Below are 15,033 nucleotides of genomic sequence, written 5' to 3'. Positions count from 1 at the left end.
AAAAATAAAACCATCTATTTTTTAGTTGCAATAGACGGTTTCATTCTTTTTATCAGTCAAAAATAATGACATTTTTCAATCCCACAGCACGTTGCGCATTTTCTAACGCTTTCGGAAACTGATCGATGTTGAAGCGTTCAGTAATCAGCTGAGCAACAGGTATCCTGCCGCTTGCAATCAGCTTTTCCGAGGTTCGATATCCGTGTAGACTTGCTCTCGTACACCCATATACCCGCAATTGTTTATAATGAAGTATGTTGGTATTTAAAGAGACGTTTTCCTTCTCTTTGGGCAACCCTCCAAAAAATAATAACCGACCATTCATGGCCATATAGTTGAAACTGGCTTCCTGTGCTTGGGGGGCAGGGGCTGCTACTATACACAGGTCGACTCCCTCATCATTCGTTTCACTCATGATTTTCTGTTGTAGATCATCACTTGTTAGAGTCACTAACTCAGGAACTAGCCTTTTAGCTGTACGCAACCGGTCTTCCTGAAGATCATTCATAATAATCTTTCCGGCCCCTTTGCTCAGAGCCAACATGGCATGCATGATTCCAATTGGACCAGACCCGATAATCAATACTGTATCCCCTGCGTTGACACCTGCAATTTCCTGTCCATTGAATACACAGCTGAACGGTTCGATCAGTGCAGCTTCTTCAAAGCTGATCCCTTCCTGTAAAACAGTGATATTGCCTTGGCGTATCGCTTTTTCAGGAATTTTCAAATAGTCGGCAAACCCACCGGGCAGGTTAATCCCAAAAGCCTCATATGTGGCGCATAGATGCGTATTTCCACTGACACACTGGTCACAGATGCCACAGCCCATATTAGGAGCTATCGCAACACGCATCCCCTTCTCGTATCCTTTGACCTGTCCACCTATCTCTTCGATCACCCCAGCTATTTCGTGCCCCAATATCAACGGATGTTTTTCATCCACACCCGTATAGCCGTTTTTATACATTCGGACATCTGTTCCACAAATAGATGCTGCTTTTACTTTGATCAAAATCTCGTTATCAGTAATTACTGGCTTGGAAACTTCGTTTACCTCTAACCGTTCCTTTCCAAATAACTGCACAGCTTTCATATTGCTTTGAGTCATCATTTTTCCTCCTTATCCATCCAAACAATTCTTTTTTCCTGTAAAGAAGTCAACCCAGCATGAACCAACTTCACCGCCATCATCCCATCATGTCCTGTCACTAATGGCTGACTATCCTCTAAAATACAATCAATAAACGCCTGATCCTCAGCAACATAAGCATCCGCAAACAGATAGGTCCAGCTATGCATGGCCGGACGAATGATTTCCCCCTCACGATTGGCAATCACTACCTTGTGCTTGCTTTGGTCTCCAATCAGCACACTGCCATTTGTTCCAAGAATCTCTACTCGTGCATCGTAGCCATATTGGACATACTGCGCACCGTCCACTGCGCCTAATTTACCATCAGAAAATTGCATATTCATCGAAACCGTATCATAATAATCCGGATACTTCGCTTTGACTTCCGGTGATCGGAAATTACCGCCGATTGAATAGATTGATACCACTTCGCTACCTGTAAACCACCGCAATGTATCCAAATCATGGCTGTTTACTTCACCAATAGGACCGTTGCTATTAGAGATATCATACATCCATGGTCTCGGTTCACTCGGACCATGTGTCAATGATTTTACTAACACGACCTCTCCGATCGCTCCTGAATCAATAATTCTTTTTGCTTCCTGAAAGCTTTCATCAAAGCGACGCATAAATCCTACCTGTAGCTTTACATGATTTTCTTCTGCTGCTGCAATCATTTCCAAACACTCGTTTTCATCCATCGCCAATGGCTTCTCACATAAGATATGTTTCCCCGCCTTCGCTGCTGCAATAACGATTTCTTTATGATAAACAGTTGGGGTCACCACAACCACCGCATCAATTTCCGGATTTTCCAGAGCCTGTCGGTAATCTGTGTAGCCATAGACTATATCCAGCTCATTTTTAGCTGCTGCTAAAGCTTCCTCTGAGGGATCACATAAGGCAATCAACTTGCCTCCCTTGATTTTTGAGGCTAGATTTCTGCCATGAATCATCCCAGCTCGTCCTGTACCGATCAAACATACTCGAATTATATCCATTTTCCGTTCCTCCACGTCATAAAAGTTTTTTTCACGCCTGTTCACGCTTTTTTGCACTTGCCAGCTTAACCGCTGTTACTAGAAATCCACTAACTGCTGTCCCTACTGCCAACGCTATGATATAGAAGAATACATTAGACACAGCTCCGGGAATCAGAAATACAAAGAACCCTCCATGCGGAACTGCAATACCACAATTAAATAGCATTGAAAGCGCACCTGTTAATGCAGAACCGATTGTCACTGATCCCAGTACACGGAGCGGATCAGCTGCTGCGAAAGGAATTGCTCCCTCAGAAATAAAGGAGAGGCCCAACACCCATGCCGACTTTCCAGCTTCGCGCTCTTCGTTAGTATAAAGTTGCTTGCCAAGAACGGTTGACGATAAAGCCATCGCCAAAGGAGGGACCATTCCTGAAACCATGACAGCTGCCATAATTGTACTTGTCTCTCCAGCAGCCAAATTCGTCAAAGACGCGACACCGAAGAAATAGGCCGCTTTCCCTACTGGACCCGCCAAATCAATAGCCATCATGGCACCAAGGATCAGTCCTAACAAAACAGAGTTGATTCCGGTCAGACTATTCAACCAATTCATGATTCCTTCATTGATTGCAGTAATTGGCACCCCAACAACAAATTTCATAATCCCACCAACGATCAAAACTGAAAGGATTGGCAGAATCAACACTGGAAGCAACCCGGAAAAAGCAGCTGGAAGCTTCAGGAATTTCTTTAATACAAGAATTGTATAACCAGCTAGGAATCCACCTAGCAATGCACCAAGAAATCCAGCATTCATTCCTGATGCAACCATTCCGGCAACCATCCCAGGCACCAAACCCGGTCGATCTGCAATTGAAAATGCGACATAGCCGCCTAAAATCGGCCACATCAGTCCCATTGCGATTCCTCCAAGCTCATTGATCGTCTGAGCGACTTCTCCCTCTGCATTGATCCCGCCGAAAGCAAATGCCAAAGCAATACATAGACCTCCTGCAACCACAAAAGGAATCATATAGGAAACACCCGTCATCAAATGGCTATATATTCCTTTTGATTGTTGTTTTGTCTCTGTCTGTTCTCCTTTAGAGGTTGATCCTTGATACGCGGGTGCAACAAGAGAACGCTCCAATAAATTGGGTCCGTCATTGATAGCTTCATTGACATCTACTTCTATCAAACGTTTTCCGTTGAAACGCTCTTTGTTGACCGTTGTACTTGCAGCAATCACGACTGCATCTGCTGCAGCGATCTCCTCTGCAGTCAGCACATTTTCAGCACCTATCGACCCTTGCGTCTCAACCTTTATTTCGTATCCTTTTTCCTTCGCAGCAATTTCCAGATTTTCAGCAGCCATATACGTGTGGGCAATTCCAGTAGAACACGAGGTGATTGCAACAATTTTCATCTTTTTTCCTCCTTCTATTCATCAATAATCGAATAAATCTCTTCTGCATCAGCCGCATGCATCAAACGATCCCTGATGTCCTGATGCATCAACTTCCGTGACAACTGACTTAAAATCCGCAAATGCTCATTATCAGAGTTTTCAGGAACAGCAATCAAAAATAATAAATGCACCGGTTTACCATCCATTGAATCATAACTGATCCCCTCTTTACTACGGCCAAATCCCAACGTTGGAGATGAAACTGCCTTTGATTTGCCATGAGGAATCCCAACACCAAATCCGATTCCTGTTGTTGCTTCTGCTTCCCGTTTCATCACTGCAGCTAGATAGCTTTTCAAATCAGTTACCCTACCAATTTCTGCCATCCTTCCTGCAAGTTCTTCGATCCCCTCCATCTTAGAATGACTATCCATATCCAAAACAATTGTTTCTTCTGTCATTAGCTCCTTAAGTCCCATTTAGCTTTCCTCCATAACCAACGCTTTGTATTCTTCAACAATTGAAATACCTGCGCTCGTTCCAAGTCGTTCCGCACCTGCTTCCACCATAGCTTTCGCAGTAGCAAAATCACGTATACCTCCAGCCGCTTTCACTTTCACTTCATTGCCAACAATCGACTTCATCAAACGAACATCCTCCACTGTCGCACCACCCGTTCCAAAACCCGTAGAGGTTTTTACAAAATCCGGTCTTACCTCCTTTGCAATTTCACACACCTCACGTTTTTCAGCCTCTGTTAGATAGCAATTCTCAAGAATGACCTTACTCAATATATGATGCTCTCTACAGACCGCAACGATACGCTCCATTTCATTCCTAATATATGCTCGATTGCCATCTTTCAGCTCACGAATGTTGATAACGTAGTCAATCTCATCCGCTCCATTCTCAACTGCATTTTCTACCTCAAAAACTTTCGACTCGATCGTTGTCTGTCCCAATGGAAACCCGATTGCTGCTCCAACATGCACCGGACTATCTTCCAACATCTTCGCACATAAGCGAACCGGCGCTGAATTGATTGCGACCATTTTGAAGCCATACTGATCTGCTTCCCTGCATAATTGTTCAAACCCTGTACGTACCGCGTCAGCTTTAAGTAATGTGTGATCGATTAGATTAGCCAGCTCTTCTACCGTTAATTGAAATGTCATTGAAATTCCTCCTAAATTTGAATTCGTTTTCATTTTATCACTTATTTTCATTTTGTCAACATATAAAAGCAAATGAAAGTAAAGCGATTTTCGTTTACAATCAAAAAAAGAGCAAGAATCACTGATTCTCACTCTAATAATAGCTATTATTTAAATTTTCAATACAGCAATCAAGCAGTAATCACTGTTATTTGCTGCTGCTTCAGCTGTTCATAATCGTCCTTACTAATATTTGTGTCAGTGATGAAAACATCCGTATCTCCCGGTAACCCAAACAACTTGAAACTATCCTTACCGATTTTACTTGATTCGCAAAGCATCAGTTTTTGATCAGCAATCGAAAACAACACTTTCTTTAGTTCGGCTGTTCCGATATTTGGCGTAGAATAACCCTTTTTTATGGAAAATGAAGTCGTCCCAATAATCGCTTTATCAACTAGAAAAGTCCGCAACGATTCAATCACCATTTCACCAGCAGCATACTGAAAGCCATTTCGTACAACCCCACCAATCAAACAGATTTCATGGTCTGTTTCTTCACTTAGCATAGAGGCAATTTGGAGATCATAGGTCAGGATTCTCAACGATTTCACAGAACTATAGAGCAAGGCTTCTGCGAAAGCGAGACAAGAGGTACCTGTGTCGATTACTAAAGAATCACCATCATTCAGTAAAGTAACAGCTTTTCGAGCAATTCGTCGTTTCTCGTCTGTAAGAGCTCTGACCTTCGGCTTATCCTCAAAACTTCGTTGAGGATTGCGAATTGCCCCGCCATGTGTTCGTGTCAACTGATGTTCCTTTTCCAACTCTCGCATGTCCGTTCGAATCGTACTGCCGGAGACTTGGAACAGCTCCACTAAATCAGCTACCTGAACACGTTCTTGCTCATCTAAAAGCCGCAGAATTTCTGTTTTTCGCTCCTCTGCATACATAAACTTGTTCTCATCCATTTTATTACACCCTATCATTTGCTTTTATTTACTTTCACTTCAAATGGTACCATGTACGAATAAGAAAGTGAAGCCCCCGGTTCACACACATATTCTAACTTCTTCATCAAACTATTATTTACTGCTTACCATAATGGCTGTACCAATCAAATGAAAATCACAGCACAGATACTTTAGTTTTTTCTCTTAAACATCTGAGTAGCCGCAACTGCCAGTTTCCAGCCCTCATAAAGCTCTTCTCTTTCTGATTCTACCATGTCTACTTCAAAACGCTGTCCATCTTTTGAAAATGCCTTGATTTCCTCAAGGTCCTGCCAAAAACCTACCGCTAAACCAGCGAGAAAAGCGGCACCTAATGCCGTTGTTTCCAAATCATAGGCACGTTGAACAGGCGTATTCAGGATATCTGCCTGAAACTGCATCAACAGATCGTTATTAGCTGCTCCACCATCTACCTTTAGCACTGGAATGTCGATACCAGTATCTTCCTTCATCGTATCGATGATATCACGGACCTGATAGGCCACCGACTGCAATGTTGCCTTTACAAAATCTTCTTTTGTTGTGCCTCTGGTCAAGCCGAACACTGCCCCTCTAGCATCAGAATCCCAATAGGGAGCACCTAATCCAGTGAAAGCCGGTACAACATATACCTCATTTTGATTATCAGAAGCACGTGCTATTTCTTCCGATTCCGCCGAGGTTTGAATCATTTTCAATCCGTCTCTCAGCCATTGAACAGCGGAACCTGCAACAAATATACTGCCTTCCAATGCATAAAATATCTTTCCATTGATGCCATAACCAATCGTCGTCAACAAGTTATTAGCAGAAAGCTGAGGCTTCTCACCAGTATTCATAACAATAAATGAACCTGTTCCATAGGTGTTCTTAACCATCCCTGGCTCAAAAGCCATTTGACCAAATAACGCAGCCTGCTGATCTCCGGCCATACCGGAAATAGGCGTTTCACTGCCATAAAAATGATAGACCTTCGTCTGTCCGTAAACCTCTGAATTCGAAGCCACTCTAGGAAGCATGGCGTGAGGGATATTCAAAAGCGTCAAAATATCCTGATCCCAGTCCAGTTGGTGAATATTGAACAACATCGTCCGACTTGCATTGGAATAGTCAGTTACATGTGTCTCTCCACCTGTCAGCTTCCAAACCAACCAAGTATCAATCGTTCCAAAAAGTAGTTCGCCGTTTTCTGCACGTTTCTGCGCTCCCGGCACATGATCTAATATCCAGCGAACTTTGGTTGCAGAAAAATAGGCATCAATTAGTAATCCAGTTTTCTTATGGATCATCGCTTCATGCCCCTCGGTTTTCAGCTGATCCGCAATTTGCGAAGACTGTCTAGACTGCCAAACAATCGCATTATAAATAGGTAGTCCTGTCTTTTTATCCCAAACAACCGTCGTCTCTCGTTGGTTTGTAATACCAATCCCCGCAATATCAGATGGACGAATCCCAGATTCGATCAACGCGCCCGCAATAACTGACTGTACAGAATTCCATATTTCACTAGCATTGTGCTCTACCCAGCCATCATTCGGAAAATATTGTGGAAATTCCTTTTGAGAACTGCTGACCTGTTTCCCTTCTTTATCAAAAATGATTGCCCTTGAACTTGTCGTCCCTTGGTCGATTGCCATAATATATTTTTTGACTTCCATGATTTCTTTTCTTCCTCCCGACAGCTTAAATACTTTCTCTTATTATTATAAAAGAATCGGACGTGTAAATCATCTTTTGAAAATAATTTACACTCACTTTTATGAATCAACACTTCTACTTACTTGTTTCTATAGATCACTACACAATTTCTTTCAATTAACCCCTTCATTCATTGAGATCGACAAACATGGTTGTTCCACCTATCACATTAATATACGCCATAAGAAAAAATTATCAGACTTATAGCTCAGGATAAATCCATATTTATATTGCGAATGAAAGCTTCTTTAGGTATACTGAGGAAGTAGGATAGAAATAAGCGCATTGACATAAATAAGCATGGCACTTCTCTTTTCGGCGCCAACCGAAAAGCGGAAGCCTTGTACGAACAGCTGCCACTGTTGATACAGATGCCAATAGTTACTAACATCCATCACTCTTTGAGAGTCTTTATGTATCTGAAAACGTTCGTTTAAAGGTTTACCCCTTTTCCTGATTTCAGATAATTGAAGCTGTGTTTGTTGTATATTATTGACGGTATCAGGTTGCTCCTGATACCGTTTTTTCTATCCTGCTAGTTATCGAAGAGTATTCTTTGTAACAAGCAGGAAAATGAGTAGCAGATACTTAAAACAGATCTCCCTATAAGACCCATCACCTATCAACCCTATTCTGTTCACTTGTATCTAACTGCAAAAACAAAAAAAGGCACTCCATCACCGGCGCCAACCAAATGATGAAGCCTTGTATAGAAAGCTGCCACTCTCTATCCAAGTTGCCCTTTGCCAGTACCGAAGTACTAACATTTTTTATTGTACCTAATTTTTATAGAAATAGCTAGTTCCTGTAGTCTATTTCTAAAGAATTACTCAATAAAGTTTACCTAGTCTTCGAGAAAATCAAAGGTATGGACAGCTATCGCAGTCGTCCATACCTTTTTACTATTTTCCACTTTTTACAGAGATCCTCTTCGATTCTATTCTTTCGAAATAAATCAAGCTTCAAAAAAAGCTTTTAAATTAAATAACAGAACTCTTATTTAAAAACAGGTCATTTTCAGTCAATAAGTAATCATATTGATTGCTTCATCACTTATTTAGCTTTCTTCTCATGTTTGCCTTTTCTTCTCCAGAACATCAAGGAACCGGCTAACCCTGTTGCAAATAATCCCATTCCCTGCGCTGCTGCCGAATCTTCTGATCCAGTATTTGGCAACATTTTTCTGTCAGCTGCAGTTGCTGGTGTTGTTCCAGTCGTTGGCAATTGGTTCGTCACCGGCGTATTCACAGTAGTTGTAACAGTTGTAACAGTCTCCGGTAGAGCTTTCTCTACAGGTTTAGCTACGTTTGTCGGCGCAGTCGGCTGATTGCTCAAAGTTACCATTTCCGGTGCAGCTGGTGCAACAGTTTCTTCAATAATGACAGTCTGTTCCACTGGTGGTGTTGTTGGTGTCACCTCTTCTGGTGCAACAACATCTGGAATAACCGGAGCAATTGGCTCAGGAGCTGGTTCAACAACAACCGGAGGTTCTACAGGAGTAACGTTCGTTACATCCTCAATATCATTCACATCCGTAGGTGCAGTTGGTTGCGTGAAATCGCCATCCGCTTCTTCACTGCCCCAAGTCGTATCTTCTACAGCTTGTGATTGTCCAGGTCCAGCTACATCAGCTAAAGGAGCTGTTGTCTGCACAGAGCTCTTCGCTGGTTCAACTACATCTTCAACATCCATAACTGTCAATGCTGATTTAGCAGTTCGCTCAGTCACCGTGATTGTATGAGGTGTGATGTTAGATACAGACTTCGGATCAGTAATCCCTTTCGGTTCTACTGGCGCATCAGACATTTCTGGTACATCTGGAATGTTGGGAGAATCAACCGGATAAACTTCTAAGGGGGTTGAAATAGCAGTAACTGTTTTCGGAGAGAAAACTGGTATTATTACTGCATCCGGAAGTGGTTGACCACCTAAGCTACCATCAAATCCTGAGTAATTATTATTAACGGTAGTAATCCAGTCATACACACTTACCGCGTAATATTGATATCTCAACGCATTCAATTTAAGATAGTTAACGTTTTTATTGTAGGCTGATAGCAATTGATCGTACATATCAACTACGTTAGTAGTAAGCATTCTATCATCAAAATAACTAAAAACATCTATTCCTGTACTATCTTTGAAATCATTTATTTCAGATTGTAATCTTAATTGATCTGTAGTCCAACCATCATCAACCAACTTTATATAATCGTCAATATAGGAAGAAATATTGTTAAGTGCTTCAAGTCCTTTGGCCTCATATGTCGCTATAAATGCATCTAATTCGGCTACTGTATTCATTGATTGTAATTCTGCCACTGTATATCCTAAAATACCATAATTCCGATCCTGTATACGCAAAGAATTAATTGTCGGTTGCCAAATTGTTAGTAAATCGTTAGCTGGATCTCCTACATTACCTACCTTCCAAGCTTCTCGGTAATCAGCATAATCATCCAAGTATATTTGATATGCTTGATAAAATTTTTCATATGCTTTAGCTGTTTCCATATTTTCATGCGTCGCATCTTCAACTTCTTGAATGTAATCCCTCAAGCTATCTCCAAATCCATCTGGATCATAAACCTTATCCAATGGATTAACATTAAATGGATCTTGTTTGTACGTCTCATTTGCTACTTCATAAGCCTCGATAATTGGCCATGAATCTGCATAAGCATTATCTAATGCTACTTTTGCCGCATCATATTTTACTTGCCAATCAGCTAATAAAGTTGAAATAGTGGTAACATTCCCTTGGATAATATCCCCACTTGGAAAGCTTGCCAGAGTAGTATTCATATCGTCAACAGCATTATTAATAACAGTTTCTGCTGCTTTCGCTTTGTCATACGCAGCTTTTGCAATTTCATAAGGCTCTCTGGCAGTTTTATATTCAAGTTCAGCTTGATCATACGCAGTTTGAAGTTTTCCGTATTTTTCCATTGCTTTAACACGGTCTTCCTCCAAATCTTCTAGCAATATCTTTGCAGCTTCATATGAGTCATCTGCCAATTTCCACGCCCCGTTCGCAGCAATATATTTATTCTGTGCTTCGGTTTGTTTTGTGTTCAAGGCTGTAAGTAATGTATCTGCATTTGTATACATCGTAGAAACTTTATTGAATTCTGCTTCATGTGCCGTATACTTCAAACTAACTTGCGTAAATTTACTTGTTGTAAGTAAGTATTGCCCATGAACTTGGTCATACTGTTCTTTCACACTGACATAGTAGGCAGCTAAAGCATCATACTCTGTTTTTCGTTGATTATAGATTACTTTTAAATCATCGATTGCTTGTTGCGCGCTAGTATATGCGTTTTCTGCAGCAACACGTTCAACTTCAAGTGAAGTCAATTGTTGGTCAAGGTCATTATACTGATCTTTTGCTTCATTGTATTGTGTTTCAAGCGTTGTATACTCATTTTTTACATTCTGCAAAATTGTTTCTAATGCAGCAAATTCTGCTCCTACCTGAGCACATTCAGCTTCCAACTCACCTAATTCAATGCGTAATGCTTGCTGAATCAAAAATAGACGATCATATTCTGCTCGAGCAGTCTCAAATTGCCCGTTGACTGTTTCGTAAGTTGTATTGGTTTCGTTAAATTTGGCTTCAACGTTATCAAAAGTCAATTTTGCACCATCATACTCTGCTTTGACAGCTTCATAAGTTAGTGTCAGCTGATCAAATTGCGCTTTCACTTCTGCTGTTTCAGAAACCACAGCCTGATAAGCCGTTTCTGTATCAGCATAAACAGCCATTACCTGATCATAGTCAACACTGATTGCTTGGTACTCAGCTTCCAATGTTTGATAATCATTTTGCATTTGATCGCGTTTCTCAACAAGAGTATCATATTTTTGTTTTATTGCTTGGTAAGAGGCTGAAATAGTTTGGTAGTTCTCCTGTACAATCGCATATTCTGCTTGAACAGTTTCATAATGAGTTTTCAAAGCTGATAATTGCTGTTGTACTGTATCATGGTTCGTTTTTGTCTCATTATAGCGCTGTGTATTTTCATTATATGCTGCTAGTGCTGTCGCATATTCGACAGTCCCTTCATCATATTGCTTCAATATAGCTTCAGCTTCCGTACGTTTTGTGTTATACTCCGCCAACTTTGTTTCGTAAGAGGAAAGTTGATTATCATAAACAGCTTTTTGCTGATTATAGTCATTCGTTGCTAACTCATAAGCAGCTGTTTTAACATCGTAGCTTTGTTTTTCCGCTTCATAGGCTGTTTTCTCTGCTTCGTACTCAGTCGCCAAATCAGTTACTTGAGTAGCTAAAACATCATAATCTGCCTTAGCTGTTTCATAGGCTGCTTTTGTTGTTGTATAGGTTGTTTTAATCTGATCATAGTCTGCCAGCTTTTGCTCATAGTCCGTAATTGATGTTTCTAAAGCTGATAAATCCGCTTCATAAGCTGCTTTTTCAACAAGATAGTTATCCTTAGATAGATCATATGCAGCAGCAATATCTTTATAATTGGTCATAAACAGCCTTGTCTGCCTCATATGCTGATTGGGAAGTTTCCAAGTCATTTTTTAAATCATTATATGTAACAGTTGCCAAATCAAAATCGGCTGCTGCTGATTCATAAACAGTTTTCTTACTGTCATACGCACTTAACAGATTTTCATATACTTGTTTTTGTGTATCATAATCTGCCAAATTATTTGCATAAGTAACTTTCGCTTCATTGTAGTCTGTTTTAATAGCCTCGTAGATCGCTGCAGCGTCTTCGTATGCCGTACGCTTTTCTTCATACTGAGTGCGCAATGATTCATAATTATTTCTTTCAGTTTCCACCAGACTTTTCGCTGCTTCATAATCAGATACTGCTGATTCGTAGGTCGATTTTACACTATCATAATCTGCTTTTAGCACTAGATAGGCAGCTTGCTTTGTTTCATATGCCAATTTTTCTTGATTATAGCTCGCGACACTTGATTCGTACTCTGTTTTATTTTGCTCATATGCTACTCTTGTTTCCTCGTATGCTTTAGCAATTGGTTCAAATTCTGCTAGTTTTGTTGCATACTCAGCTTTTAATGTATCGAGTTCTTTTCTCAGCACTTCTGCCGATTCGAATTTTGTATCTGCATCCGCTTTAGCGGTATTATATGTTCCCAACGCAGCATTATAGTTACCCAAAGTTGTTTCATAATCTGTTTTAGCAGTATTATATGCATTTAGCGCTGACTGGTAATCGCGCTGCATTCCCTGCTGAACTTCTGTATCACTTGATTGCGCAATTGCAACTAATGAACTGATAGGATTTGTTGTCCCGACGATCAATGTACTCGAGTACAATAAAAACTTAAACGAGCTTTTTTTCCATGAATATTTCATTGGTTAAACTACCTTCCTTCTTATCATTTATAAACACTTTTTTCGAAGTAATAATTCCCTATCTCCCTGTAAAAACTTAACTTTACCCTTAAAGAAATATATAGTTGCACGAATGTAATTATACATTAATTTTAAGTAATTTAATTATCATATTTTTTAGCATTTATCTAATTTTTTGAAAAAGACAAACTGTTATTATATACCTTTTAAGGGTAATAGCTTCTTTACTTCAATTATTTTATACTCAAAATATACAATTTATATATTACAAACAATTATATATGTATTTATTTCTATTTGTCAAAAATGAAACATATATAATTTTTTGATACAAATAAGATTTTTTGACATCAGATGAAACATAATAAAATCAATAACCGTATATTTTTGTTCGATAATTAGAAACAGCCACCAATTCAGTTAGATTAAACTTACATTTCTCTCACAGTTTTACAAAATGAGCAAAAATATTGAGAAAAACTTTTTTTCATGCTATTATATATTCAATCTTAGATTTCATATTGTGTTTCCCTTCATATTAGTGTGTGGTATGAAGGGTTTTTTCTTTGCCCATTCCTTAGTTAATAACAACTATATAATAAAAACGGTTCTATAATATATTGTGTTGGTGGAAAATCCTTAAGGAAAATCTACCAACACTTTTTAAGTGTTTAAACACCAAAAAGGAACAACAAACTGATAAAATGAAATCGACCAAAATCACAAATCATCAGAAAGGTTGTTCCTCTATGGATAAGAATACCAGATTATTGCTTGGACTAACAGATAAACATCTCTCCTTTGGAGAGGATTGGCTTGAATACAGACACCTAAAAGGGGTTGAAGCTCAGGTCATCAAAGCAACACTTACGTATATACCTACACATTGCAAAAACTGTGGGATAAAAAATCAAGGACAGATCATCAAAAATGGTTACCATCGGGCACACTCAATTACCTGCATTTAATGGTCGTCTGACTTTATTGGAACTGAGACGTTCGCGCTTTCGTTGTCATGAGTGTCACTCAACTTTTCACGCTCAGACAGAGTTAGTTGAAGAACACCATCATTTATCAAAGCAACTCTGTCTCCAAATCATACTTGATTTAAAGAAAAATGTTTCTAGGAAAGAGATTGCCCAAAAACATTTCGTTTCAGACGTGACGGTTCTTCGCTTAATGGAGGAGCTAGCTGCTTCTTATTCTCCAAATTGGCGATTTCTTCCAAAGATTTTATGTATTGATGAATTCCAATCAATGAAATCTTGCGAAGGGGCCATGAGTTTTATTTGTGTTAATGGAGAAACCAACAAGATTCTTGAAGTACTTGAAGACCGTCGACTGACGCACTTAACCCGACACTTTATGCGATACACAAAAGAAGCCCGAGAAAACGTAAAGTACCTAGTCATGGACATGAATGCGAGCTATGATCAATTACTCAAGTCCGTGTTTCCAAATGCCCAACTCGTTACTGACCGATTTCACATTGTCCAACAAATGAATCGAGCATTAAATCAACTACGGATAAAGACAATGAATGCCTTTCGGCATTCCTCACCACAAGAACAGAAGCAATACCGTCGACTCAAACGGTATTGGAAGTTACTTCTAAAAGATTCAGTTGAATTGGATAGTCAACATCGTCCCTATCATTCACTATTCAAACGTCCATTAACTCAGACAGACATTGTCGATGAATTACTTAGCTACGATTCAACCTTGCGTATTGCTTACGATACCATTCAGTTTCTTAAATATGCCTTTACTCATCGCGAAGCTAAGCGTTTCTTTGAAGAACTTGATACACTAGATCCCCGACTGCCTTTCTGGTTCAAAAAGAAGTTGAGATTCTTCAAGAAGCACAAGCAAGGAATTACCAATGCGTTCAGTTTTTCTTTTTCTAATGGGATTACAGAAGGGTTGAATAACAAGATTAAGGTAATCAAACGGATTGCTTATGGCTACCGTAATTTCTATCATTTTCGTTCTCGTATTTATATTATTCAAGGTCTTGTTTTTTCTCAAGATTAAAAGGAGGCTCACAACCAATATCTCTGCAGCTATAAAGGTAAATCGGGAATTAGTAGCTGTTATCCAAGTACATGTACAGCTACTTTGACTCGATTTAGGAATGGAATTGGCGCTTTTTGCCAAGTCGCTTCCGGCCAGCTGCCCAGATAATTGGCAGAGGTCCTCCTATTTCTAAAAAGAACTTGAAACAAAACCAGAATATCTCTGATTTTTATTCCAAGTTCTATGATTTTATTCAGTTTTTTGTCCTACCAACACAAA

9 protein-coding genes and 1 pseudogene are annotated in these 15,033 nt (G+C 39.7%); 1 reads left to right on the top strand and 9 read right to left on the bottom strand.

The window, feature by feature from the left end; all coding sequences use genetic code 11:
- Positions 1-52: 52 nt before the first annotated feature.
- From A5888_RS18400 to A5888_RS18360, 9 genes are all read right to left on the bottom strand, one after another.
- Positions 53-1,111 (bottom strand): alcohol dehydrogenase catalytic domain-containing protein, encoded by a 1,059-nt coding sequence (locus A5888_RS18400; protein WP_249274569.1) that lies wholly within the window; start codon positions 1,109-1,111, stop codon positions 53-55.
- On the bottom strand, positions 1,111-2,139 hold the full coding sequence (locus tag A5888_RS18395) for a Gfo/Idh/MocA family oxidoreductase (protein ID WP_086351083.1): 1,029 nt from the start codon (positions 2,137-2,139) through the stop codon (positions 1,111-1,113). Before A5888_RS18395 ends, A5888_RS18400 begins: the two co-directional genes overlap by 1 nt.
- Positions 2,140-2,170: 31 nt before the next feature.
- Entirely contained in the window at positions 2,171-3,550 is a 1,380-nt protein-coding gene (locus tag A5888_RS18390) for a PTS fructose transporter subunit IIC (protein WP_086351082.1), read from the bottom strand.
- Positions 3,551-3,564: 14 nt separating this feature from the next.
- A complete protein-coding gene (locus A5888_RS18385; RefSeq protein WP_086351081.1) occupies positions 3,565-4,011 on the bottom strand; it encodes a PTS sugar transporter subunit IIA in 447 nt (148 codons plus the stop codon).
- Positions 4,012-4,707, bottom strand: a complete 696-nt coding sequence (gene deoC, locus A5888_RS18380; RefSeq protein ID WP_086351080.1) for a deoxyribose-phosphate aldolase — start codon at positions 4,705-4,707, stop codon at positions 4,012-4,014. It abuts the gene before it with no gap.
- Between the two features lie 170 nt (positions 4,708-4,877).
- A complete protein-coding gene (locus tag A5888_RS18375) occupies positions 4,878-5,657 on the bottom strand; it encodes a DeoR/GlpR family DNA-binding transcription regulator (RefSeq protein WP_086351079.1) in 780 nt (259 codons plus the stop codon).
- Positions 5,658-5,830: 173 nt separating this feature from the next.
- Complete coding sequence (gene glpK, locus A5888_RS18370; RefSeq protein ID WP_086351078.1) at positions 5,831-7,336, bottom strand: glycerol kinase GlpK; 1,506 nt, start codon at positions 7,334-7,336, stop codon at positions 5,831-5,833.
- Between the two features lie 1,093 nt (positions 7,337-8,429).
- The gene (locus A5888_RS18365; protein ID WP_086351077.1) at positions 8,430-11,879 is read right to left on the bottom strand and encodes an LPXTG cell wall anchor domain-containing protein; all 3,450 of its coding nucleotides are present in this window, start codon (positions 11,877-11,879) and stop codon (positions 8,430-8,432) included.
- Entirely contained in the window at positions 11,866-12,738 is an 873-nt protein-coding gene (locus A5888_RS18360) for a hypothetical protein (protein WP_086351076.1), read from the bottom strand. Before A5888_RS18360 ends, A5888_RS18365 begins: the two co-directional genes overlap by 14 nt.
- Positions 12,739-13,487: 749 nt before the next feature.
- Between A5888_RS18360 and A5888_RS18355 the strand changes: the two are divergent.
- Positions 13,488-14,772: pseudogene (locus A5888_RS18355) on the top strand (ISL3 family transposase).
- Positions 14,773-15,033 lie beyond the last annotated feature (261 nt).

Origin of the sequence: Enterococcus sp. 9E7_DIV0242 (assembly GCF_002140975.2) — a bacterium.
GTDB classification, from domain to species: domain Bacteria; phylum Bacillota; class Bacilli; order Lactobacillales; family Enterococcaceae; genus Enterococcus_L; species Enterococcus_L clewellii.
The sequence above is the reverse complement of the archived record's forward strand: the minus strand, read 5'-3'. Positions and strand labels throughout refer to the sequence as shown.